Source organism: Amycolatopsis sp. NPDC006125 (genome assembly GCF_040614195.1).
In the GTDB taxonomy this organism is placed as follows: domain Bacteria; phylum Actinomycetota; class Actinomycetes; order Mycobacteriales; family Pseudonocardiaceae; genus Amycolatopsis_E; species Amycolatopsis_E tucumanensis.
On record NZ_JBEXTZ010000053.1, the window covers coordinates 13,215 to 34,811 of the forward strand.

The 21,597-nt window shown below is 71.3% G+C and carries 22 protein-coding genes; 8 read left to right on the forward strand and 14 right to left on the reverse strand.

Translation table 11 applies throughout. The features are described from left to right. Positions 1-14: 14 nt before the first annotated feature. From ABZ193_RS25250 to ABZ193_RS25260, 3 genes are all read right to left on the reverse strand, one after another. Positions 15-731, reverse strand: a complete 717-nt coding sequence (locus ABZ193_RS25250; RefSeq protein ID WP_354711687.1) for a Clp protease N-terminal domain-containing protein — start codon at positions 729-731, stop codon at positions 15-17. A 543-nt stretch (positions 732-1,274) separates the two neighbouring features. Beyond that, a complete protein-coding gene (pobA, locus tag ABZ193_RS25255; protein WP_020418261.1) occupies positions 1,275-2,456 on the reverse strand; it encodes a 4-hydroxybenzoate 3-monooxygenase in 1,182 nt (393 codons plus the stop codon). Positions 2,457-2,542: 86 nt separating this feature from the next. Continuing rightward, positions 2,543-3,286 carry an NAD(P)H-binding protein gene (locus ABZ193_RS25260; protein WP_354711688.1) on the reverse strand — a complete coding sequence of 248 codons (744 nt, stop codon included), beginning with the start codon at positions 3,284-3,286 and terminating at the stop codon, positions 2,543-2,545. A gap of 56 nt (positions 3,287-3,342) precedes the next feature. Here ABZ193_RS25260 and ABZ193_RS25265 point away from each other — a divergent pair, with 56 nt between their 5' ends. Further along, positions 3,343-3,834, forward strand: coding sequence for an Rrf2 family transcriptional regulator (locus tag ABZ193_RS25265; protein WP_020418263.1), 492 nt, complete (start codon positions 3,343-3,345; stop codon positions 3,832-3,834). A gap of 506 nt (positions 3,835-4,340) precedes the next feature. Here the strand turns inward: ABZ193_RS25265 and ABZ193_RS25270 are convergent. From ABZ193_RS25270 to ABZ193_RS25280, 3 genes are all read right to left on the reverse strand, one after another. Further along, positions 4,341-5,117 carry an IclR family transcriptional regulator gene (locus ABZ193_RS25270; protein ID WP_020418264.1) on the reverse strand — a complete coding sequence of 259 codons (777 nt, stop codon included), beginning with the start codon at positions 5,115-5,117 and terminating at the stop codon, positions 4,341-4,343. A gap of 9 nt (positions 5,118-5,126) precedes the next feature. Further along, complete coding sequence (locus tag ABZ193_RS25275) at positions 5,127-6,251, reverse strand: 5-methyltetrahydropteroyltriglutamate--homocysteine S-methyltransferase (RefSeq protein WP_020418265.1); 1,125 nt, start codon at positions 6,249-6,251, stop codon at positions 5,127-5,129. 90 nt (positions 6,252-6,341) lie between these two features. Then, complete coding sequence (locus ABZ193_RS25280) at positions 6,342-7,502, reverse strand: beta-ketoacyl synthase N-terminal-like domain-containing protein (protein WP_027935907.1); 1,161 nt, start codon at positions 7,500-7,502, stop codon at positions 6,342-6,344. A gap of 193 nt (positions 7,503-7,695) precedes the next feature. On the opposite strand from ABZ193_RS25280, the gene ABZ193_RS25285 reads away from it, so the two are divergent. Then, positions 7,696-10,428 (forward strand): EAL domain-containing protein, encoded by a 2,733-nt coding sequence (locus ABZ193_RS25285; protein ID WP_027935908.1) that lies wholly within the window; start codon positions 7,696-7,698, stop codon positions 10,426-10,428. Here the strand turns inward: ABZ193_RS25285 and ABZ193_RS25290 are convergent. After that, on the reverse strand, positions 10,386-11,417 hold the full coding sequence (locus ABZ193_RS25290) for a helix-turn-helix domain-containing protein (protein WP_354711689.1): 1,032 nt from the start codon (positions 11,415-11,417) through the stop codon (positions 10,386-10,388). The genes ABZ193_RS25285 and ABZ193_RS25290 overlap by 43 nt on opposite strands. A 70-nt stretch (positions 11,418-11,487) precedes the next feature. Here ABZ193_RS25290 and ABZ193_RS25295 point away from each other — a divergent pair, with 70 nt between their 5' ends. Beyond that, entirely contained in the window at positions 11,488-12,255 is a 768-nt protein-coding gene (locus ABZ193_RS25295; RefSeq protein ID WP_354711690.1) for an NAD(P)H-dependent oxidoreductase, read from the forward strand. Here ABZ193_RS25295 and ABZ193_RS25300 read toward each other — a convergent pair. From ABZ193_RS25300 to ABZ193_RS25315, 4 genes are all read right to left on the reverse strand, one after another. After that, complete coding sequence (locus ABZ193_RS25300; RefSeq protein ID WP_354711691.1) at positions 12,199-13,341, reverse strand: Cmx/CmrA family chloramphenicol efflux MFS transporter; 1,143 nt, start codon at positions 13,339-13,341, stop codon at positions 12,199-12,201. The genes ABZ193_RS25295 and ABZ193_RS25300 overlap by 57 nt on opposite strands. A 113-nt stretch (positions 13,342-13,454) precedes the next feature. Continuing rightward, positions 13,455-14,393 carry a winged helix DNA-binding domain-containing protein gene (locus ABZ193_RS25305; RefSeq protein ID WP_354711692.1) on the reverse strand — a complete coding sequence of 313 codons (939 nt, stop codon included), beginning with the start codon at positions 14,391-14,393 and terminating at the stop codon, positions 13,455-13,457. Positions 14,394-14,402: 9 nt separating this feature from the next. Then, positions 14,403-14,825, reverse strand: a complete 423-nt coding sequence (locus ABZ193_RS25310) for a DUF6194 family protein (RefSeq protein WP_020418272.1) — start codon at positions 14,823-14,825, stop codon at positions 14,403-14,405. A gap of 324 nt (positions 14,826-15,149) precedes the next feature. Continuing rightward, positions 15,150-16,148 carry a cation diffusion facilitator family transporter gene (locus ABZ193_RS25315; RefSeq protein ID WP_354711693.1) on the reverse strand — a complete coding sequence of 333 codons (999 nt, stop codon included), beginning with the start codon at positions 16,146-16,148 and terminating at the stop codon, positions 15,150-15,152. A 14-nt stretch (positions 16,149-16,162) separates the two neighbouring features. Between ABZ193_RS25315 and ABZ193_RS25320 the strand changes: the two genes are divergently transcribed. Then, entirely contained in the window at positions 16,163-16,528 is a 366-nt protein-coding gene (locus ABZ193_RS25320) for a metalloregulator ArsR/SmtB family transcription factor (RefSeq protein ID WP_354711694.1), read from the forward strand. A gap of 5 nt (positions 16,529-16,533) precedes the next feature. Next, positions 16,534-17,328 (forward strand): class I SAM-dependent methyltransferase, encoded by a 795-nt coding sequence (locus ABZ193_RS25325; protein ID WP_354711695.1) that lies wholly within the window; start codon positions 16,534-16,536, stop codon positions 17,326-17,328. On the opposite strand, the gene ABZ193_RS25330 is transcribed toward ABZ193_RS25325, so the two are convergent. Further along, positions 17,304-18,014 (reverse strand): DUF2306 domain-containing protein, encoded by a 711-nt coding sequence (locus ABZ193_RS25330; RefSeq protein WP_354711696.1) that lies wholly within the window; start codon positions 18,012-18,014, stop codon positions 17,304-17,306. The genes ABZ193_RS25325 and ABZ193_RS25330 overlap by 25 nt on opposite strands. Before the next feature lie 76 nt (positions 18,015-18,090). On the opposite strand from ABZ193_RS25330, the gene ABZ193_RS25335 reads away from it, so the two are divergent. Further along, the gene (locus ABZ193_RS25335) at positions 18,091-18,843 is read left to right on the forward strand and encodes a TetR/AcrR family transcriptional regulator (RefSeq protein ID WP_354711698.1); all 753 of its coding nucleotides are present in this window, start codon (positions 18,091-18,093) and stop codon (positions 18,841-18,843) included. A gap of 4 nt (positions 18,844-18,847) precedes the next feature. Here the strand turns inward: ABZ193_RS25335 and ABZ193_RS25340 are convergent, their stop codons facing one another. Together ABZ193_RS25340 and ABZ193_RS25345 are read right to left on the reverse strand one after the other, a co-directional pair. Beyond that, complete coding sequence (locus ABZ193_RS25340) at positions 18,848-19,756, reverse strand: hypothetical protein (RefSeq protein WP_354711699.1); 909 nt, start codon at positions 19,754-19,756, stop codon at positions 18,848-18,850. Positions 19,757-19,851: 95 nt separating this feature from the next. Beyond that, a complete protein-coding gene (locus ABZ193_RS25345) occupies positions 19,852-20,298 on the reverse strand; it encodes a DUF5959 family protein (RefSeq protein ID WP_354711700.1) in 447 nt (148 codons plus the stop codon). 469 nt (positions 20,299-20,767) lie between these two features. On the opposite strand from ABZ193_RS25345, the gene ABZ193_RS25350 reads away from it, so the two are divergent. Continuing rightward, positions 20,768-21,112, forward strand: coding sequence for a type II toxin-antitoxin system RelE/ParE family toxin (locus tag ABZ193_RS25350; protein WP_354711701.1), 345 nt, complete (start codon positions 20,768-20,770; stop codon positions 21,110-21,112). Between the two features lie 62 nt (positions 21,113-21,174). Further along, complete coding sequence (locus tag ABZ193_RS25355) at positions 21,175-21,582, forward strand: helix-turn-helix transcriptional regulator (protein ID WP_354711702.1); 408 nt, start codon at positions 21,175-21,177, stop codon at positions 21,580-21,582. Positions 21,583-21,597: the final 15 nt, after the last annotated feature.

The following is a 21,597-nucleotide window of genomic DNA, read 5'->3' on the forward strand; positions in this document are numbered from 1 at the left end:
CCGCGCGGCGCCCGTCACGCGTCCGGGAACATGCCCCGCAGCATCTCGCGGATCTGCCCCTCGACGGCGTCCTTCGTGATGCCGAGTTCGGTGAGCACCTCGTAGGCAGGCCCCTCGGCCTGGTCGAGCAGGGCGAGCAGCATGTGCTCGGTGCCGACGTAGTTGTGCCCCAGTCGCAGGGCTTCCCGCACCGTGAGCTGGATGACCTTGCGGCCGTCCTGGCTGAACGGGATGTGCGCGGGCAGCTCGCCGTCCACCGGCGGCGGGAGGGTCGCGTTGACCCGTTCGCCGACCGATTCCGTTGTGACGCCGAGGTTTTCCACCGCCTTCGCGGCGAGGCCGTCCCGCTCGCCGATCACGCCGATCAGGATGTGCGTGGTCTCGATCTGCTCGTTGCCCGCGCCGCGGGCCACCTTCTCGGCGTTGACGACCGCCCGGCGGGCGCGCTCGGTGAAGCGGCTGAAGGCCTCCGTGCCGGCGCCGGGGGAATCCTTCGGCACGAACCGCTTCTGCGCCGCCTGCTTGGAAACGCCCATGCTGGCGCCGATCTCCGTCCACGACGCGCCGCTCCGCCGTGCCTGGTCGACGAAGTGGCCGATCAGGTGGTCGGCCACGTCGCCGAGGTGCTCACCGAGGAGCACCGCGTCGGAGAGCTGCTGGAGGGGATCGGGGTCCGGGTGCTGCCGCTTGATGGCCTCGATCAAGTCGTCGAGGCGAACTGAACTGGTCATGCGTCAACCCTAGGTTGACGGTGTTGGAGTCGTCAACCCGGGGTTGACGTTTCCGCTGCAGGCGAACGACAGCCCGCCTCGTCGGCGCTTCCCGTCCGTTTCTCTGGCGTGGCCGGGAACGCACCTCTGTTTCCCGGCCCACGCCGTGCCAATCACCGCGATTCCCCGAGCAACCCGCTGACGAGCGTCTGACTGGATCGCAACCCCGGCTGCGCGGATGACGCGCAGCGCGGCTGACGCCAGGGAGGCGTACCCGGCCGCCTTATCAGCCCAGCGAGCATCCGAGCCCAGTCCGAGAGCACCGCGATCTCGTTGTACGTGCCGAAACGCGGCGCCACACAGGCGAACGGCAACCCCAGCCGCTTCGGCGAGCGCTCCCGACACACCCCCGACCGGCTAGGCCGAGAGCCGTGTCAGCTGAGGTGGTCCTGAACCAGGGGAGGCGTACCCGGCCGCCTCTTGAATCGTCAGCCCAGCGAGCATCCGAGCCCAGTCCGAGAGCACCGCGATTTCGACGCACGCGCGGAAAACACGTGGCGCCCCCTAGGCGAACGGCAGCCCCACGTAGTTCTCCGCCACGCTGGTCGCCGCGGCGCGGGAGGACGCCGTGTACCGCAGTTGCGACAGCTGGAGCCGCCGGGTGAAGTCGTCCGCCGAGGGGTCCACGTGCAGCATCGAGGTCATGTACCAGGAGAAGTGCTCGGCCCGCCACACGCGCCGCAGGCAGGTGTCCGAATAGGACTCCGCCAGCTCGCTCCGCTTGTGCTGCAACAGTTCCACCAGCGCGCGGGACAGCACGCGCACGTCGGCGACGGCCAGGTTCATGCCCTTCGCCCCGGTCGGCGGCACGATGTGCGCCGCGTCGCCGGCGAGGAAGAGCCGTCCGTACTGCATGGGCTCGGTGACGAAGCTGCGCATCGGCGTGATGCCCTTGTCCAGGATCGGCCCCTCACGCAACACGAAGTCGTGCGCGTTCGTGGTGAGCCGGACGTCCAGCTCGGACCAGATGCGATCGTCGGACCAGTTCTCGATCTTCTCGTCGCTGGGCACCTGCAGGTAGAGCCGCGTGATCTCCGGCGAGCGCATGCTGTGCAGGGCGAACCCGCGCTCGTGGTGGGTGTAGATCAGCTCTTCGTGCGACGGCGGGGTCTGCGCGAGCACCCCCAGCCACGCGAACGGGTACTCGCGGTCGAAGGTCTTGACCTTGTCCGCGGGGATCGTCGGGCGGCTGACGCCGTGGAAGCCGTCGCACCCGGCGATCACGTCGCACGCCAGGGTCTGCGCCGCACCGTCGGAGTCCCGGTAGGTGATGCGCGGGTTGTCGGTGTCCACGTCGTGCAGTTCGACGTCGCTGACCTCGAACCGGATCGGGTAGCCCTTGGCCTCGTGCGCGGCGATCAGGTCCTTGACAATCTCCTGCTGCCCGTAGACCGTGATCGACTTGCCGGTCAGCTCGGTGAGCGCGATTCGGTGGTCCTGCCCGTCGAACCGCAGCGAAAACCCGTGGTGCGGCAGGCCTTCGGCGTCCAACCGCGTGCCGACGCCGATCTCCCGCAGCAGCTCGACCGTCGGGTGCTCGCAGACCCCGGCGCGCACCCGCTTCTCCACGTAGGCGCGGCTGCGCGTCTCGAGGACCACGGCGTCGACACCCTCGGCGTGCAGCAGGTACGACAAGAGCAGACCGGCCGGCCCGGCGCCGATGATCCCGACCTGTGTGCGCGTCACTGCGTCCTCCAAACTCCGCTGTTCCGGCACCCAGCATGCGGGTCGGCCCGGGCCGTGGGCCAGCAGGGCTTCCACTCAGTGGGAGCTCAGTGCTGCTCGGCGAGCCAGTCGTCGAACGTCGTCGGCGCGAGCCGGGCGCCCTCGCCGGGCAGCATCACCTCACCGGCCATCTCCGGCCCGAACAGGCCGGACCAGGTCGGCACGAACTTCGCCGACCGGCCGCGCGCCGCATACGTGCGGCGCGCCATGTCGACGAGGTCCTGCGGCTCCGGACCGGCGAGGTCGAGGCGGTCGCGGAGCGGTTCGCCGGTGGCGACCTCGGCGAGCACGGCGGCCACGTCCCCGGGGGCGATCGGCTGCACCAGCAGCGGCGCGATCGTCACGACCCCGTCCTGCTCGCCCCAGCTCGCGGCCATCTCGGCGAAGTCGTGGAACTGGGCGGCGCGGACGATCGACCACGGCACCGCACCGGCGGCGACCAGGCCCTCTTGCTCGCGCTTGCCCGCGTAGTGCGCGTTGCCCTCGACGCGGTCGACGCCGAGGATCGACAGCAGGACGTGGTGCCGCACGCCGGCGCGTTCCTCGGCGGCGAGCAGGTTGCGCGTGGCGTTCCCGAAGTAGGCCACCGTTTCGTCTCTGCTCATCGGTGGCGCGCTGAGGGCGTCGACGACCGCGTCGACGCCGGTCAGGGCGTCGTCCAGGCCCGCGCCGGTGGCGAGGTCGACTCCGAGCGAGCGGCTGATCCGCACGACCTCGTGCCCGTCCCGCTCGAGCGCGGCCACGGTGCGGCTGCCGATGTTGCCAGTGGCTCCGGCGACTGCGATTCGCATTGCTTCCTCCTATTGTGGATGTCTTGGGTCCATAATATCGGAGATACACTGGGGTTGTGAAGCTGCCATCGAGCACCGAGTGGGTTCTGCACTGCGCCACCTCGCTGGCGCAGCTCGAGCCGGGGTCCACCGCGTCGACGGCGCAGCTCGCGGAGTACTTCGACCTGCCGGCGCCCTACCTCGCCAAGCAGCTGAAAGCGCTGGTCCGGGCCGGCGTGCTGACGGCGACGACCGGCCCCCGCGGCGGTTTCCGGCTCGCCAGGCCCGCGTCGGAAATCACACTGCTGGAGATCGTCGAGGCGGTCGATGGGGCGTCCGCGCCGTACGAGTGCCGGGAGATCCGGCAGCGGGGCAGGGGCGCGCTGCCGCCCGAGGACTGCCGGGACACGTGCGTGCTGGCCGCGAAGATGGCGGAGGCCCACGAGGCCTGGCGGGCCAGCCTGGCGGCGCAGTCCCTCGGCGACATCGTGGCCGGGCTGCCGGAGTGGGCGCCCGAACGCACGCGCCGCCTGCTGACCGGCATCACCCCGGCGCGGCGGATCAGCTGAGGCCGCGGATCAGCCGAGCCCGCGAAGCGGATAGGCGGCAGCGCCCGGGGCACCGGCATCCCACCGGCCCGCCGAACCCAGCCACCCCCGTGGCTCAGCAGGCCGCAGCGCGCGGGGCGCGCCCCACGCCATCTCGGTGCCTCGCCTGGGCTACTGGAAGCAATCGCGCAGCGGGGTAGTCCGCGACGCTCGGCCGCGCAGGTGGGCCGCAGCGCCCGGGGCACCGGCATCACCCCGGCGCGCCGAACCCAGCCACCCCCGGTGGTTCAGCAAGGCCACAGCGCCCCGGCGGCATCTCGGTGCCTCACCTGGGCTGCTGGAGCGCGGCGCAGCGGGCGGGCCGCGACGGTCGGCCGCGCAGGTGAGCCCGCAGCGCCCGGGGGCACCGGCATCTCACCAGCCGCCGAACCCAGCCACCCCCGGTGGCTCAGCAGGGCCGCAGCGCCCACGCCATCCCAACGCCTCGCCAGGGCCGCGGGAGCGCCCAGCCCACAAACCCAACCCCCTCAGCTGGGCTGCCGCAACGCGCGCGGCGCCCCCAAGGTCCGCGAAATCCCCCGCGCCGCCGCGCGCACGGCCGGCACCATCGATCTCGGATCCGGCCCAGCGGCCGGGATGACGATCGAGATCGCCGCCACCACCGCGTCGTCGGCCCCGTACACCGGCGCCGCGACGGACAGGGACACCATCTCCACCTGCCGGTCGCTGATCACGTACCCGTCGCGCCGCACGTCGGCCAGTACCCGGCGCAGCTCGTCGGCCCCGGTGATCGTCTTGGGCGTGTACCGGCGCAGCGGCGCGGCCAGCACCTGTTCCTGCACGTCGGACGGCGCGTGCGCGAGCAGCACCAGCCCGACGCCGGTCGCGTGCGCCGCCAGCCGCCCGCCGGGGCGGGACACGATGCTCACGGCGTTACGCCCGGAGATCCGCTCCACGTACACGACGTCCGGCACGTCGAGCACCGCGAGCTGCACGTTCTCGTGCGTGGCCTCGTACAGGTCCTCCAGGAACGGCATCGCCGCGTCACGCAGCACCGGCCCGCGCGGGGACAGCGACGCGACCTCCCACAGCCACAGCCCGACCCGGTACTGCCCGTCGTCCTGCCGCTCCAGCGCCCCGCGCCGCGCCAGCTCGCCGACCAGCCGGTGGGTGGTCGACAACGGCAGCCCGGTCCGGCGGCTCAGCTCGGACAGCGTCATCGCCGGACGTTCGGGGGTGAACGCGGCCAGCACGTCCAGCACGCGGTCGACGACCGAGGGCGCCTGCGCCGATGTGTGCCGCATCAGCCCAGGTTAACGGCCCCACACGAGCTCGGCGGTTTCGACGATCCGCTCCAGCTTCGCCTTCTGCTCGTCCTGGGTGAGGTCGTTGCCCTCCTCCGTCGAGGAGAACCCGCACTGCCCGGACAGGCACAGCTGGTCCAGGTCGACATAGCGCGCCGCCTCGTCGATGCGCCGCCGCAGCGAGTCGACCGACTCCAGCTCGCCGCGTTTGGTGGTGACCAGGCCGAGCACGACGTACTTGCCCTTCGGCACGAACCGCAGCGGCTCGAACCCGCCGGAGCGCTCGTCGTCGAACTCGAGGAAGTAGCCGTCCACCTCCAGCTCGTTGAACAGCGCGTCGGCGACGAAGTCGTACCCGCCGGAGGCCACCCACGAGGAGCGGAAGTTGCCGCGGCACAGGTGGGTGGTGACGGTCAGCCCCTCCGGGCGGCCGGCGAGCGCGGCGTTCATCGTCTTGATGTTGCGCACGTGCTGCTTGTCCGGGTCGCCGCCCATCTCCGCCACGAGCTGCCGCTGCGCCGGGTCGTTGAGGTAGGCGAGGCTGGTGTCGTCGAGCTGCAGGTAGGTGCAGCCCAGCTCGGCCATCCCGGCGATCTCCTTGGCGTACGCGTCGGCCAGATCGCGGTAGAACTCCTCCAGGTCGGGGTAGACCTGCTCGGAGACGGCGCGGCGACCGCCCCGGTAGTAGATCATGCTGGGCGACGGGATGGTCTGCTTCGGCGTCTGGGTGTCGTCCACAATGGACTTGAGGAACGCGAAGTGGTCACCGAAGATCGTGCCGGACAGCCCGACCTTGCCGTCCACCTTCAGCCCGGCCGGGCTGAACTCGATGTCCCCGGCCGCGTTGTGGAACTTGACGTGCAGCTTCTCGTCGCTGCGGGAGATCCCGTCGAGGGCGTAGATGAAGTCCATGTGCCAGGAGGCGCGGCGGAATTCGCCGTCGGTGGCCGAGCGCAGCCCGACCTCGCGCTGCATCGCGACGACGTCGCGGATGGCGCTGTCCTCCACGGCCTTCAGGTCGCCGGCGCCGATGGCGCCCTTGGCGAAGTCCTCGCGGGCCCGGTGGAGTTCGGCGGGCCGCAGCAGGCTGCCCACGTGATCGGCGCGGAACGGCGGTGTCGTGCGCACAGTCATGCCCCGATCTTCGGGCAGCGCACCACCGCGCACAAGCCCGCCTTCCGCCCCGCGGCAACCCCCTTGCGAGCCGCGGGGCGGAGGCCGCGATCAGGCCGGCGGGCCGAGCACGACGACTGAGTTGTGGCCGCCCATGCCGAGCGACGACTTCACGGTCAGGCCGTCACCGATCGGCACCCGGCCGGTGAGCAGCTGCGGGTGCCCCTTGGCCACCGCGGGCGGCGCCGGGACGTAGCCGCGGTCGTACCCGAGCGCGGCGACCGACACCTCCACCGCCGAGGCCGCGCCCTGGCAGTGCCCGACGAGCGGCTTGACCGAGTACACCCCGGTCGACGACCCGAACTCCTCTTCGAGGATGGTCGCCTCGGCGGTGTCGCACTGCTTGGTCCCCGGTCCGTGCGCGTTGAGGTAGCGCACCGCCGCGGCGGGCACCCCGGCGTTGGCCAGCGCGTCCCGGAAGCAGCCGCGGACCTGGCCGAGGTCCGGGTCGACCGAGGTCACGTGGTACCCGTCGTGCGTCATCGCGCCGCCGAGGGCGACCGCGTACGGCCGGGTCGCGTTCCGCGACAGCACGAACGCGACGGACGCCTCGCCCATCAGGAAGCCGCGGCTGCCCTCCTGGAACGGACGGCACGCCTCGAGCGGCTCGGTGTCGGTCACCGCCACCCCGAGCCGCACGAAGTGCAGGACGTTCTCCGGCGTCGCGGAGATGTCGGTGGCGACGAACACCACGTCGTCCACGATGCCGGCGTCCAGCCAGGCCTTGGCGGTGAGCAGCCCGGCGTTGCCGGAGGCGCACATGGCCGAGACGTTCATCGCCGGGCCGTGGAACCCGTACTCCTGCATGAAGGTGGACATCGGCGTGGACGGCATCAGCCCGAGGTACTCGCGGGGCCGCAGGTCACGGCCCCGGTCGAGGTAGAACTCCCGCCAGAGGTCCACCTCGCCGAGCACCACCGCGTGCAGGAGTCCGACGCGCTTCCCGGGCTGCCAGCCGCGCTCCCCCGCGTCGGCGATCGCCTCCCTGGCGGCGGCCCGCATCGCCCGCGCGAACCGGCTCGGTCCGTCCATCGGGTTACCGCCGTCGGTCACCTTCGCCACCCAGCCGGGTTCGTCCGGGTGGGCGCCGTACCCGGCTTCCAGCCCGGCCGCGGGCTTGCCGGACGTCAGGCCGTCCCACAGCTGCTCGCGGCCCCAGCCGTAGCCGGTGACCGCTCCGATTCCGCAGATTGCCATTTGCCGCGAGTCCATCGCACTCGCCCCTCCTTCGTCATTGCCTCTACGATCCGTCCCGAGGAACGGACTCGTTCCAAGCCAACGTCGAGCAGCCGGAAGGGCATAACCGAGCGCAGTCCGCTGCCGGAGATTGGTGCACAAGGACCACGGTGAAGCGGCCGAATGGTGTAATCGGACAGCAGAAGATGCTCGGCGGATCGGACGGAAGATGGAGCCAAACGCCAACCCCGGGGAAGGCGTGGCCGGCCTGTCCGTCGATCATGAACAGGTGATCGACCTGGCCCTGTCCGCCGATCGCGCCGTGATCTGGTCCTTCGGCTTCGCCGACGACGTCCTCACCTGGCGGCCCGGCCTCGACCGCCTGCTCGCGCTGCCCGGCGCGCCCGACGCGGAGATCCGCGCGCGGCTCGCCGAGCTGGTCGAGCCGCTGATGCTGGCCGCCCGCACCGCGCCGGTGTGGCACGACCTGGAGCTGGAGCAGCCCTACGAGACGCCGGCGGGCGACTCGCGGTGGATCCGGTTCCGCGCCCGCACGTTCGACGGCGGGCTGTTCGGCATCGCCACGGACGTCACCGACCGGCACGAGGACCGCCGTGAGCTCGCCGACCTCGCCGACCGCTACCGCCTGCTGGTCGAGCTGAGCCCGGACGGCATCGTCGTGCACCAGTACGGCGTGCTGACCTACGCCAACCCCGCCGCGGTCCGGTTCGTCGGGGCCATCACCGCGTCCGAGCTGATCGGGCGCCCGATCACCGACTTCGTGGATCCGCCGTCGGTGCCGTCGATGCTGCGCCGGATCGCCGGGCTGAGCGAGCCGGGCGCCACGTCCGAGCCGGCGGAGGCGGTGCTGACCAGGCTCGACGGCGAGCGGATCGCCGTGGAGTCGGTGTCGGTGCGCACGACCTGGGAGGGCAAGCCGGCCTTCCAGGTGATCATGCGCGACGTCAGCGCGCAGAAGGCCGCCGAGGCCGCGTTGCGCTACCAGGCCGCGCTCGTCCAGCACGTCAGCGACGCGCTGATCGCGACCGACGCGCGGGGCCGCGTGACCAGCTGGAACCCGGCGGCCGAGAACATCTACGGCTGGCGCGCGGCCGACGCGCTGGGCCAGGAGGTCGGCCGGCTGGTCGGCGCGCCGCTCGACCCGGCCGACGTGCTCGCCCACGGCGGCGTCGCGCAGACGACCCACCGCGCCGCGGACGGCTCCGCGCTGGCGGTGCGGGTGTCGGCGGCCGAGATGGACGACGGCTACGTGCTGGTGTGCGCGGACGAGACCGCCCGCCGCCGCGCGGAACGCCAGTTCAGCACGGTCGTCGCGGCCCTGGACGAGGGTGTGCTGGTGATCGGCCCGAACGGCCGGGTGATGTCGGCGAACCCGGCGGCCGAGCACATCCTCGGCGCCACCGAGGCGGAGCTGATGGCCACGCCGCCGGACAACTGGCCGCTCTACGACGAGGACGGGCGGCGGCTCGACCCGTCGGAGTACCCGTCCGCGCAGCTGCGCCGCGGCGGCGAGCCGCAGCAGGGCCGGGTGATGCGGGCCAAGCGCGCGGACGGCCGGATCGTGTGGCTGTCGGTGTCCTGCCGGGCGATGAACCCGGAGGACATGGCCTCCTCGGCGTTCGTGCTGTCGTTCAGCGACATCACCGAGCGCAAGGCGATCGGCGAGCGGCTCGCGCACGACGCCACGCACGACCCGCTGACCGGGCTGGCCAACCGCACGCTCGTGCTGCAGCGGCTCAACGCGGCCCTGCACGAGGAGGGTTACGGCGCCACCGCGGTGCTGTTCATCGACCTGGACAAGTTCAAGGTCATCAACGACTCGCTGGGTCACACGATCGGCGACCGGGTGCTGCAGATCGCCGGCGAGCGGCTGCGGCACGCGGTGCGCGCCGGGGACGTGGTGGGGCGGCTCGGCGGGGACGAGTTCGTGGTGATCGCGTTCGGCGTGCACGACGAGTCCGGGGTGCGGGCGCTGACCAACCACATCCGGGACGCGGTGACCACCCCGATCTCGGTCGACGGGCGCCGCCTGCACGTCGACGCGAGCATCGGGATCGTGCTGACCGGCCCCGGCGACCAGCGTGAGGCCGACGAGCTGCTGCGCGACGCGGACGTCGCGATGTACCACGCGAAGACGCTGGGCCGCGGCCGCTACGAGTTCTTCGACGTCGAGCTGCGGATGCGGATGCAGCGGCGCCTGCGGCTGGAGCAGGACCTGCGCGACGCGGTCCGGCACGGCCGCCTGTGGGCCGCCTACCAGCCGGTCGTCGACCTGCGCACCGACGAGATGGTCGCGGTCGAGGGCCTGCTGCGCTGGACGCACCCGGTGCACGGGCCGATCTCGCCCGCGGAGTTCATCCCGCTGGCCGAGGAGAGCGACCTGATCAACCTGCTCGGCTCGCACATGCTGCGGGAGACCACCCGGGAGGTGGCGTCGCGCCGGGCGCGGGGCGCGAAGGTCGGGCTGAAGATCAACCTGTCCACCCGGCAGCTCGACGACCCGGCGCTGGTGCTGGCCGTGGAGGAGGCGCTGGCGGTGACGGGGCTGCCCGCGGACGCGCTGTGCCTGGAGATCACCGAGAGCGCGCTGATGCGGGATTCCACGGTCACCAGCAAGACGCTGGCCGCGCTGCGCGAGCTCGGGGTGTGCCTGGCGATCGACGACTTCGGCACCGGTTACTCGTCGCTGGCGCAGCTGCAGCGGCTGACGCTGGACACGTTGAAGATCGACCGGTCCTTCATCACCGGGCTGGGCGAGTCCGGGGACGCCGAGGTGATCGTCACGAGCATCATCGCGATGGCCCACGCCGTGCACCTGACCGTCGTCGCGGAGGGCGTGGAGAACGCCAAGCAGCTGGAGATCCTCAAGCGGCTCGGCTGTGACCAGGCCCAGGGCTACTACCTGGGCCGGCCGCTCCCGGCTGCCGAGCTGTGGTCCTGATCCTCGGTGCGGCTGCCGCGGAAGGTGTAGCGGTAGCCGCTCGGTGAGACGCCCAGCGCGGCCTGCAGGTGCTGGCGCAGCGAACCGGCGCTGCCGAACCCGGCGTCCTCGGCGACCCGGTCGATCGGCAGGTCGGTCTCCTCCAGCAGCTGGCGGGCGCGTTCGACGCGTTGCTGCGTGAGCCACTGGCCGGGCGAGAGGCCGACCTCCTCGCGGAAGCGGCGGGTGAAGGTGCGCACGCTCATCGACTCCCGCGCGGCGAGCTGCCGCAGCGTCAGCGGCCGGTGCAGGTTCTCCAGCGCCCACGCCCGCGCCGCGCCGGTCGAGGACACCGTCGGCTGCGGCACCGGCCGGGGGATGTACTGGGCCTGGCCGCCCTCGCGGTGGGGCGCGACGATCGTGCCGCGCGCGACCTCGTTGGCCACCGCGGCGCCGTGGTCGCGGCGGATCATGTGCAGGCACAGGTCGATGCCGGACGCGACGCCGGCCGAGGTCAGGACGTTGCCGGACTCGGTGTAGAGGACGTTCGGGTCGACCTGCACGCGCGGGTACAGGGTGCGCAGGTCGTCGGCGGACTGCCAGTGCGTGGTGGCGGGGCGGCCGTCGAGCAGCCCGGCCGCGGCGAGGACGAACGCGCCACTGCAGATGGACGCGATGCGGGTGCCCGGCGCGATGGCCCCGAACGCGTCGGCGAGCGGGCCCTGCAGCGGACCGCCGGGCTGCGGGCCGTAGTCCTCGTCGGAGGAGGACACGACGACCGTGTCGGCCTCGGCCAGCGCGTCCAGGCCGTGCTCGACGTTGACCGTGAAGTCGGCGTCGGTTCGCACCACGCCGGGGTGGAGCGTGCAGGTGAGCACCTCGTACAGCGGTTCGTCACCCGCCCTGGCCTGCCCGAACAGCCGGTGCACGATCCCGACCTCGATCGGCAGCAGACCGTCGCGGACCAGCACGGCCACCCGGTGCCTGCCGTCGTTCGCGAAAACCGTCATGGCCCGATCCTGACACATGCTGACCATCGGGCCACTCGTCGCAGGCGCGGTGACGGCGGAGCCTGGTGGCATGAACGTGTTGTGGATCTTCGCCCACCCGGAGGGACGCTCGCTCAACGCCGCGCTGCGTGACGAGGGGCTGAAGGCGCTGGACGAGTTCGGCCACTCCTGCCGGGTGTCGGACCTGTACGCGATGAAGTGGAACCCGGTGGTCGACTACGGCGACTTCGAGCACGACCCGGCCGAGCGGATGCTGGTCGCCTCGGCCTCGCAGGAGGCGTACGAGTCCGGCCGCCTGCCCGCGGACATCCGGGCGGAGCAGGAGAAGCTCGACTGGGCGGACGCGATCGTGGTGCAGTTCCCGATGTGGTGGTACGGGTTGCCGGCGATCCTCAAGGGCTGGTTCGACCGGGTCTTCGTGAAGGGCCTCGGCTACGGGATCGCCGCCGAGGACGGCACGGTGCTGCGTTACGGCGACGGCAAGCTCACCGGCAAGCGTGCGATGGTGGTGACGACGATCGGCGCGCGGCCGTCCAGCATCGGACCGCGGGGTGTCCACGGTGAACTGAACGACCTGTTGTTCCCCTTGCACCACGGCACATTCTGGTACACGGGCATCGCGCCGCTGCCGCCGTTCGCCGTGCTGAGCGCCGACCGCCTCGACGACGCCGGGTTCGACGCGGCGGTAGCCGGACTGCGGGACCGGCTCCGCACCCTGGAGAGCGCGGAGCCGATCCCGTTCCGCCACCAGAACCGCGGCGACTACGACGAGGACCTGGTGCTACGCGCCGACCTCGCGCCTGGCCGGTCGGACCTGGCCGTACACCTGCGCGACTGATGCGACCATGAGCAGCGCGCTGACCACGACCGGCGAGCGGAACCCGAGACCCGCGTCGAGCGCGAGCCCGCCCAGTGCCGGGCCGAGCGTGTTGCCGACGTTGAACGCGGCCGTGGTGAAGCCGCCGGCCAGCGCGTTGCCCGGGGCCTGATAGAACACGCGCGCGGTCAGCGCCGGCGCCAGCCCGAACGCCAGCATCCCTTGCAGGAACACGAGAACGAGCGTGACGACCGGGCTGGACGCGCTCACCGCGAGCGCGGCCCAGCCGACGGTCAGCGCTGCCGTGCCGGTCAGCAGGACCGTGCGCGGCCGGGCGTCGGCGACGCGGCCGCCGAACACGATGCCGGCGCACGCGCCGACGCCGAACAACACGAGCGTCGCGGGCACCCACGCCTCGGACAGCCCGGCCACCTCGGTGATCAGGGGCGCGAGGTAGGTGAACGTGCAGAAGGTCGCGCCCTGGACGAGGGCGTTCGTGGCGTAGGTGAGCAACAGCGGACGGCGCAGCAGCGGACGAACGGCGGTCGCCTCGGTGTCCGGTTTGGACACCGGGATGGTGCGCACCACCGCGATCGTCGCCGCGACGGCGAGCGCGGCCACGGCCCAGAACGCGGAGCGCCAGCCCCACGCCTGGCCGAGCACGGCGCCACCGGGCACGCCCGCGACGCAGGCGAGTGTCACCCCGCCCATCACCACCGACATCGCCCGGCCCTTGGCGTCCGGCGCGACCAGCGCGACGGCGACCGTGGTGGCCAGCGCCCAGAACCCGGCGTTGGCCAGCGCCGCCACGATCCGCGTGGCGAGCAGGACGGCGTAGCTGGAGGTGAGCGCGCCGAGCACGTGCGCGGCGGCGAACACGACGAGGAACGCGGTGACCGCCCGGCGTTGCGGCCAGCGGCGGGCGAGGATGGCGAGCAGCGGCGCGCCGACGATCATCCCGACCGCGAACGCCGAGGTCAGGTAGCCCGCGGCGGCGATCGAGACGTCCAGGTCCGCGGCGATGTCCGGGACCAGCCCGGACAGCATGAATTCCGAGGTGCTCTGGGCGAAGACGGCGAGCCCGAGCAGGTAGACGGCAAAGGGCATGACAAAGCTCCCGAGTCGGAGAAAACAGGGTCAGCGGGTGATCCGCTGACCTCTGTCCGACTCGGGGCTGTTCACGCCCGGCAGCATAGCTGGCGCCGGTCGCGGTGATCGACTCATTTTCCGTCGAACCGGCGCAGGTCCTCGATTTCCGCGGTCAGGTCCGGCAGGTCTTCGAAGGGCTGGACGTCGACGCGGCCGCCCGCGCGGGTCCAGGTGCCCGCGACGCGGCCGTCGACGAGGACGGCTGCCTTGACGATGCCGCCGCCGGGGTGCACGAGCCTGCGGTGTTCCGGGGCGACGGCGTGGTCCCGGGTGCGCCAGCCGAGGAGGTACTCGTCGAAGGCCGGGATGAGGCGGACTGTGCCGGCCGCTTCTTCGACGTCTACTGTGGACTCGCGCCAGTGGGGTTTCAGCCTGGTGACGGGGATTCCGGACCAGGCGGCGAGGTCGGCGGGCTCGGCTGGTACGTGCGCGGCCAGGTAGCGGGCGACGAGCTGGCCGAGGGCGGTGTCGCCGGGTTCGGTCGGCAGGGGTGTGCCCAGCCAGTCGGCGGCGTGGACGTAGGTGGGCTTGCCGGCGCGTTCCGGCCCGAGCACGACGAGCCCGCGCGCGGCGGCGAGCATCGCCAGGTGGACCGTCGCCTGCCCCTCGGTCCCGGTCCGCTCACCGAGTTCGGCCTTGGTGAGCGGGCCGCGGCCGTCGAGAGCCTTGGCAGCGCGTGAGGCGTCGGGGTTGTCGACGCCGAGCTCCTTGAGCCGCCGGAGCGAGTTGACCGGATTCGGTTTCACCAGCGGGTACAGCCAGGGCAGGTCGTCGCGGGCGATCAGGTGCAGGGTGCCGCGCGGGCCCCAGCAGCGGACGAGCGTGGCGTCCCGGCGGGCTTCGTCGAGTTCGGCGGCGGTCAGGCCGGGCACCCGGGCCCGCAGCGCCAGCGGGAAGGCGGTCGGTTCCTGGGCCTGCACGGCGAGGAGGTGGCGCACGGCGCCGACGAGCGTCGGTGTTTTCGACCGGTCCAAGAGCTGGGCCGCCACCCGCCGGCGCCGTACGTCCATGCGGGCAGGCTACCGACGCCGGCGTTCCGCGTTCTCGAACTTGCGGACCGCGAACTCGTAGGCCTCGTCGAGGAGTTTCCGGGCCTGCGGCCAGGTTTCGTCCGGGTTGATCACGCAGACCCAGTGCTGCCCGCCGTACAGCGGGTGCGGGAACAGGACGTCCAGGGCGGTGACGTCGTAGTCCCCGTCCGGCACGACTTCCTTGAAGCGGTCGCGGGTGAGCCCGATGTTGAGGCGGAAAACCCCGGGCCGATCCAGGTTCGAGGTGTCGTCGTACGGGTTGTCCGAGGTCACGATGGTCGCCCAGGGCATCTGACGCTGCGGCGGCAGGTCCCCGCGGGGGTCGTAGATGGCGAAGACGTCCCCGTTCGCCTCGACGATCCGGGAGCCTTGGAAAGTGGCCAGTTCCTGTCGAATGTGCTCGATATCCACTGCGCCAAGGAAGCACAATACAGACGATCAATGTGCGGAGCAAGTGATGAGCATCACAGCAATTGGATGTCCTGTGCCGCAGAAAGCCACCGCGCCCCCTGATGCAGCCCTTCAGGCGCGCCCGTCCCGCAGTGCCAACACCCGCCCGCGAACCAGCCTGCCTAAAGGAAAACCACCTCGCCCCCACTACCGCGACGCCACCGACAGACCGGCCCGCCGCCCCGCCGCGCAATGCCAACACCCGCCCGCAACCCGCCCCCCTAAAGAAAAACCACCTCGCCCCCCGCTACCGCGAACCCATGAGGCGCCCCCAACACCCCCTCCCTACCGCGGCCCCACCAGCTCGTGCGCCCCCTCCGCGCCCAGCGCCGGCTCCGTGTGCACCACCGCCGCCGTCAGTCGCGGCACTCGTTGCGTCAGCCGGTGCTCCACCTGGTGCGCGAGGTGGTGCGCCGCGGTCACGGTCAGCGCCGGGTCGACCGCCACCGCCAGCTCGGCGCGCAGGCTGTGCCCGATCCACCGCACCCGCACGTCCCGCGCCGCGCGCACCCCGTCGACGGACCGCGCGGTCTGCTCGACCAGGTCGACGGTCGCCGGATCGACCGCGTCCATCAGCCGCCGGAACACCTCCTTCGCGGCGTCGCGCAGCACCAGCAGGATCGCGACGGTGATCACGAGCCCGATGATCGGGTCGGCCATCGGGAACCCGAGCGCGACGCCGAGCGCGCCGAGCACCACCGCGAGCGAGGTGAACCCGTCCGTCCGCGCGTGCAACCCGTCCGCGACAAGCGCCGCGGAGCCGATCTGCCTGCCGACCGTGATGCGCCACCGCGCGACCAGCTCGTTGCCGAGGAACCCGATCACGCCCGCCGCGGCCACCACCCACAGCCCGGTGACCGGCCGCGGCTCGATCAGCCGCCGGACCGCCTCGTACCCGGCGAGCGCCGCCGACCCCGCGATGATCAGCACGACGACCACCCCGGCGAGGTCCTCGGCCCGGCCCAGCCCGTAGGTGAACCGGCGGCTCGCGGCGCGGCGGCCGAGCGCGAAGGCGATGCCGACCGGGACCGCGGTGAGCGCGTCGGCGAAGTTGTGGATGGTGTCGCCCAGCAGCGCGACCGAGCCGGTGAACAACACGACGACCAGCTGCGCGGCCGCGGTGACGAACAGCGCCAGGAACGACCAGACGAGCGTGCGCATCCCGCGCCTGCTGGTCTCCAGCGCGCTGTCCAACCGGTCGGCGCTGTCGTGGCTGTGCGGCGTGACGAGGTGCCGCAGCCGCCGCGCTCGGTGGCCGTGTCCGTGTCCGTGCGAGGTCCCCATGGCAATATGCAAGCATGCGCGCGCATGACGACACAACTGATGCCGCCCGGCTGCGGGTGGCGGCGGAGGTGCTGGGCCACCTGGCCGACCCGACGCGGCTGCACCTGTTGCGGCTGTTGTCGGTCGAGCAGGACGTGTCCAGCCTGGTCGCGCAGGTGCCGGCGTCCCGGTCGTCGGTTTCGCAGCACCTCGGCAGGCTGCGGCTGGCCGGCCTGGTGCGGGCGCGCCGGGAGGGCCGCCGGATGCTCTACCGCATCACGAGCGACCACCTGGCCGATCTGGTCGCCGAGGCGCTCGGGTACGCCGACCACGCCGTGCTCGGAATCCCGCACCACATTGCCGACGGGACTCCTCCCAAACGGGTGAATCCGGCAGGATGACCGATATGTCCGAAAGAAGACGCCGCGCGGTCTCGCTCGCGCTGGCCGCGTGGCACCGCGGGCTCGCCACCATCGGCCTGACGCAGTCCGAACGCCGCATCGCCGCCGACGCGCAGTCCTTCTGGTCCGACCGGTCCGACGTGGACTGGAAGGACAACTCGCACTGGGCGGACGCCCCGGTGTTCGGCGAGAAGGTGCCGTGGGAGGAGATCGGCAGGCGGCACCTGGACATGTTCCGCCGCGGCGCGCGGATGGCCGGTTTCGACCGCCCGTGGGACAGGGTCCTCGAGTGGGGCTGCGGCGGCGGCGCGAACGCGGTGCACTTCGCGCCGCACGCGAAGGAGTTCGTCGGCGTCGACATTTCGACGGAAAGCCTGCTGGAGTGCGAAAAGCAGGTGAAGGCGGTGTGCGACACCCCGTTCCGCGGCGTCGCCGTCGACGTCCCGGCACCGGAAGCGGCACTGCGGGAGATCCCCGGGCCGTGCGACGTGTTCCTGTGCCTCTACGTCTTCGAGGTGCTGCCGACCCCCGAGTACGGCGAACGCATCCTGCGGCTCGCGCACCGCGTGCTCGCCCCCGGCGGCCTCGCCCTGATCCAGATCAAGTACGACGAGGGCCGCTGGCTGACCAGGCCGCGCCGCCGCTCGTACCGGACGGGCCCGTCGCAGATGACGACCTACGCGATCCCGGAGTTCTGGAAGCTGGCCGCGCGCGTGGGCTTCCGCCCGGAGGCGATCGAACTGGTGCCGGAGAACGAACTCGACGAGCGCTACGCCTACTTCTTCCTGACCAGGCGCTGACCGCGGCGTTCCAGCAGCAGGTCCGTGACCACCCACAGGAGGAAGGGGCTGAGCCACACCCCGATGCTCGCGGCGCTGTAGGTCATCAGCTCCGCGCTGCCGAGGAAGGTCGTGTCCACCTGGGGCGTCAGGACGATCGTGGCGACGACGTTGACGACCCGGCTGAGCACGATCGACATCGCCAGCGCGAAACTGCGCGCCATCCACCTGCGGTGATCGCCGAAACGGCGCCGACGGGCCATCCGCCACCCGACGGCCGTGACGACCAGCCACAGCGCCGAACCGACGAGGTTCGCCACGCGGACGGAGGGCCCGGCCGCGGTGTGCCACCTGATGTACAGCCCGAGCAGCCCGGCCGGCAGCACCCCCGCGAAGACGTAGACCCGCCCGGTGATGCGGTGCCCGCGCGGGTGTTTCGCGCGGAACGCGGGCCAGATCTGGAAGCACGCCGTGGCCATGGCGACGGCGCCGAACAGGACGTGCCCGACGAGCAGCGGGTAGTAGAGGTCGTTGCCCGGCGGCGGTTCCAGACGGGACCGGGCGGGGTCGAAGGTCAGGTAGGGCGGCACCGAGAAGGCCAGGAACGCCACCGCCACGAGAGCCAGCGGGACCATCCAAGGGCTGCGCCGCCAGGCCCGTTGCCGGCTGGGCGGCTTGGTGCGGGGTGCGTTCGTCGTCGAGGTCATGGTCTGTTCCTCCGATTCCAAAACTATGTACACCATACATATAAACGTATGAGGTACATAGTTTTAGAATGACGCGGTGGCGGACGACAGCAAGGCGACCAACCTCCAGCGCAACCTCACGTTGCTGTGGTCCGGGCGATCGCGTGGCCGGCGCGGGCCGCGAGCGCGGCTGAACGTGGAGCGGATCGCGCAGGCCGCGGTCCGGATCGCGGACGCGGACGGCCTGGAGGCGCTGTCGATGCAACGCATCGCCGCCGAGCTGGGCTACTCGACGATGTCGATCTACAACCACATCCCGGGCAAGGACCTGCTGCTCGAGGTGGTCGCCGATGTGGCGGCCGGGAAGCCGCCGGAGCTCGACGACACGGACGACTTCCGGCAGGCGGTGCGGCAGTGGGTGGCCGCGCTGTGGTCGGGGTTCCAGGCGCGGCCGTGGCTCCTGCTCGTGCCGCTCGACCACGCGCCGATGGGCCCGCACCAGCTCGCGTGGCTGGACCGTCTGCTGCGGCCCCTGTTGAAGGCGGGGCTGGTCGGCGGCCAGGCCCGCGCGGCGGCGCTGCACCTGACCGCGGTGGTGCGCGGCGTCGCCCAGATCAGCCTCGGTATGAGCGGCGCCGGGAAGACCGAGGACGGTTTTCCGCGCAGTGAAGCCGAACTCACGCAGGTGCTGGGCGAGCTGATCAACCCCGCGGACTACCCGGCGCTGGCCGCCGTGCAGGCCGCCGAGTCCGCTGAGGACCTCGGGGACGGCGAGGCGCTGCCGGCCGCGCTCGAGTTCGGGGTGGACCGGTTCCTGGACGGGATCGAAGCCTGGGTGGCGGCCCGCTGACCGGTCAGACTGTCGCGTCGGCGGGCACTCGTCCGGTCGGGCGCTCGGCGATGATCTCCATGTTTCCGGAGCCGTCGATCAGGAGGACGGTCGGCACCAGGTCGCCGCTCGTGTCGGGCGAGGTCCGCACCCAGTCCGTGATCTCCTCCACCCAGCCGGAACTCGCGCCGGCGACGTAGATGTGGTCCGGACTGACCAGCCCGACGATCAGCCTGTCCTCACCGACGTGGTGGGCGACGTTGTCGTGGAACTGGCCGAGCACGATCGCCGAGGCCGCGCACAGGTTGTCGTCGCCGCGCTCCACGCTGACCAGGCGCCCCTTCGCCTCGTCGTCGTGCACGCCGAAGCGGAGCCCGCGCGCGAGGTTGCCGCACGCTTCGTCGAGCAGTTCCTGGAGCTCGTCCCCGGTCATCGCCTCGAAGCGGTTCTTGAGCAGGTGGGACATGCCGATCCGGCCGGCGGGGGTGATCGTCGTCTTGGCGAAGCCGAGGTACAGGCGGCCGTCGACGAGGGGGAGGGAGGCGTAGAGCTTCAGCGGGCCGTCGTAGGTGTGGAGGATGGGCAGCCACTCGCCGTCCCGTTCCGCCTGGACGAAGCTGTCCCGACCGGCGCGGGCCGCGGCTGCGGCGTCGAGGGCGGTGTCCCAGTCGTCGCCGTCGGGCCGGTCGAAGTCATGGGTGCGTTCGGCGCGGGGGAACGTGCCGGCCAGGAAGACGCGATCCACGCGGGAGGGTTGCCAGGTGCTGTGGATGCGGGTGACCTCGCTCGCCTGGACGTCGCGCTGTTCCTGCACCTGGCGCCAAGCCTGACGGACGGCGTCCTCGGCCCGCGCCGGGGCGGCCCCGTGGAGCAGGTCGTCATCCCTGCCGTTGACCTGGAAGACGACGAGGTTGACATCCACGGGCGAGTCCATAGCGCCCCCACCCTAGGCGGCGCCGCTGACGCTCCGTAGCCACGCGAAAGGCCCCGAACGCAGCGCCGCGGGCTTGCGGTACGGGAGAACTACGGTCAGCGCCATTCGTACACACCGGGCGAGGCCTCCACGACCTCACTCGGCCACGCCTCCCGCACCGCCCGCAGCCGCGCCCGGTGGTCGTCGATCCACCCGTCGGCAACGGGCAGTTCGAGAGTCACGGAGACACCGGAGGCGGGCTCATCGACCACGGTCACCCGGACAAGGCTCCCGGACTCCCGCCCGGACAGCTGGATTTCGGGCGAGCGGCCGCCGTCCAGCCATCGAACGCCCCCGCCGACCGCCAGCGCGTCCAGGGCGTGCTCCCAGTCCTGGAGGTCCGCGGGCGCGAGCACGAGATCGAGCTTGCCGCTGACGAACTCGGTCACCACAACCACCTCGGCGGCGAGGTGATCGTGAAATTGAAGGGCCCCCGCCCCGAAGCGACCAAGCACTCGCACCAGGACACCATTGAGTTCGTCCCCAAGGCGAACCAGCTCCACAGCACCCTCCGGTCAAGACGCGGCCATCGGCGGTGAACCAAGATCACCACCGGCCGGTGGCGCGACCGCAGACATGAAAAAACCGCCCCGACGTGCATCGGAGCGGTTCATCGACCGTGGCCAGGGCCGGGGTCGAACCGGCGACCTTCCGCTTTTCAGGTCTCAGGTACTCGGTTCAGCAAGGTACTTTCGGTCTGAAACAGCAGGTCAGGCGCATTTGATGAACGTTCGAGAACCTCAACGACCGCAGGTGACTGAGACCCGAAGTGAGCACCCAACGGCCGTCTAACCGGCCCCCTCGCCGCTCCCTTCCCGGACATGCTCGGCCCGAGCCGGTCTCACTTGGCTTCGACCGGCCCCGGCTCACAGCAGCGCGCCTGCGGACGGAGTTGCAGATCGGCATCGATCGCTAACGTGACGTAGCCCTCTCGCGATCAGGTTGGCGACGAGTGCCGAGCAAGGAGGACGGGTGTCGCGGGAGTGGCAGTTCTACACGGCACCCGGAGGCGGGTCGCCGGTCGAGAAGGACATCCGCCGCGCGAACCTCGCCCACCACGAACTTGGTCGGATGCAGGAGATCATGGACCGTGTCGCGGAGGGACGCGCCCTACCGAAGGAGGTCAAGTACCTGCGCGACGGCGTCTTCGAGTTCAAGCTGAACCTCTCGCAGCGCACCTACCGCCTGCTGTACGCCGAAGTCGACGGCAACCTCGTCCTGCTCGCGCTGCACTTCTTTGCCAAGAAGAAGCAGGTAGACAAGAAGGCGATCGACGTCGCAGTCGAGCGCCTCCGGAACTGGCAGGCACAGGCGTAACACAGACGTGACTGGTACAGATATCGTCTGCGGGCGATACTGAGAGGCAGCTGGAAGGGGTCATGATGGCGGGCAAACTTCTCGCGCTACTCGGCATCGACGAGAACGACAGGCGTGTTGCCGCAGGCCGGCAAGTGGCTGGGCAGCTCGCTGACGTTGTTGAAACCCTCGTCCGTGCACGACACCACCGCAAGCTCACTCAGTCTGCCGTCGCGGAGGAGATGGAGACCACCCAGTCTGCTGTCTCGAACTTCGAACGCATCGGCGGGGATCCCAAGTTCTCAACCATCCTGCGCTACGCCCATGCGATCGGCGCAAAGGTGCACTTCAAGGTCAGTTTCGATGGCGATGCTCCGTTCGTCAGCGACGAGCCACACCTAATGGACACAGTCGGTGGTGCAGGACAGGAGCGCTCGACTTTCGTCGGGTTTCTGGTTAGTTCCGATCAGCCGATTGAGGTTGCTCGGTGAGGGTTACCGTCCTGC

Excerpts from the sequence above, each read along its gene's own strand:
- ABZ193_RS25250 (WP_354711687.1), bottom strand. The coding sequence starts at position 731 with ATGACCAGTTCAGTTCGCCTCGACGACTTGATCGAGGCCATCAAGCGG.
- ABZ193_RS25260 (WP_354711688.1), bottom strand. The coding sequence starts at position 3,286 with ATGCGAATCGCAGTCGCCGGAGCCACTGGCAACATCGGCAGCCGCACC.
- ABZ193_RS25270 (WP_020418264.1), bottom strand. The coding sequence starts at position 5,117 with ATGCGGCACACATCGGCGCAGGCGCCCTCGGTCGTCGACCGCGTGCTG.
- ABZ193_RS25275 (WP_020418265.1), bottom strand. The coding sequence starts at position 6,251 with ATGACTGTGCGCACGACACCGCCGTTCCGCGCCGATCACGTGGGCAGC.
- ABZ193_RS25280 (WP_027935907.1), bottom strand. The coding sequence starts at position 7,502 with ATGGACTCGCGGCAAATGGCAATCTGCGGAATCGGAGCGGTCACCGGC.
- ABZ193_RS25285 (WP_027935908.1), top strand. The coding sequence starts at position 7,696 with ATGGAGCCAAACGCCAACCCCGGGGAAGGCGTGGCCGGCCTGTCCGTC.
- ABZ193_RS25290 (WP_354711689.1), bottom strand. The coding sequence starts at position 11,417 with ATGACGGTTTTCGCGAACGACGGCAGGCACCGGGTGGCCGTGCTGGTC.
- ABZ193_RS25295 (WP_354711690.1), top strand. The coding sequence starts at position 11,488 with ATGAACGTGTTGTGGATCTTCGCCCACCCGGAGGGACGCTCGCTCAAC.
- ABZ193_RS25300 (WP_354711691.1), bottom strand. The coding sequence starts at position 13,341 with ATGCCCTTTGCCGTCTACCTGCTCGGGCTCGCCGTCTTCGCCCAGAGC.
- ABZ193_RS25305 (WP_354711692.1), bottom strand. The coding sequence starts at position 14,393 with ATGGACGTACGGCGCCGGCGGGTGGCGGCCCAGCTCTTGGACCGGTCG.
- ABZ193_RS25315 (WP_354711693.1), bottom strand. The coding sequence starts at position 16,148 with ATGGGGACCTCGCACGGACACGGACACGGCCACCGAGCGCGGCGGCTG.
- ABZ193_RS25320 (WP_354711694.1), top strand. The coding sequence starts at position 16,163 with ATGCGCGCGCATGACGACACAACTGATGCCGCCCGGCTGCGGGTGGCG.
- ABZ193_RS25325 (WP_354711695.1), top strand. The coding sequence starts at position 16,534 with ATGTCCGAAAGAAGACGCCGCGCGGTCTCGCTCGCGCTGGCCGCGTGG.
- ABZ193_RS25330 (WP_354711696.1), bottom strand. The coding sequence starts at position 18,014 with ATGACCTCGACGACGAACGCACCCCGCACCAAGCCGCCCAGCCGGCAA.
- ABZ193_RS25340 (WP_354711699.1), bottom strand. The coding sequence starts at position 19,756 with ATGGACTCGCCCGTGGATGTCAACCTCGTCGTCTTCCAGGTCAACGGC.
- ABZ193_RS25355 (WP_354711702.1), top strand. The coding sequence starts at position 21,175 with ATGATGGCGGGCAAACTTCTCGCGCTACTCGGCATCGACGAGAACGAC.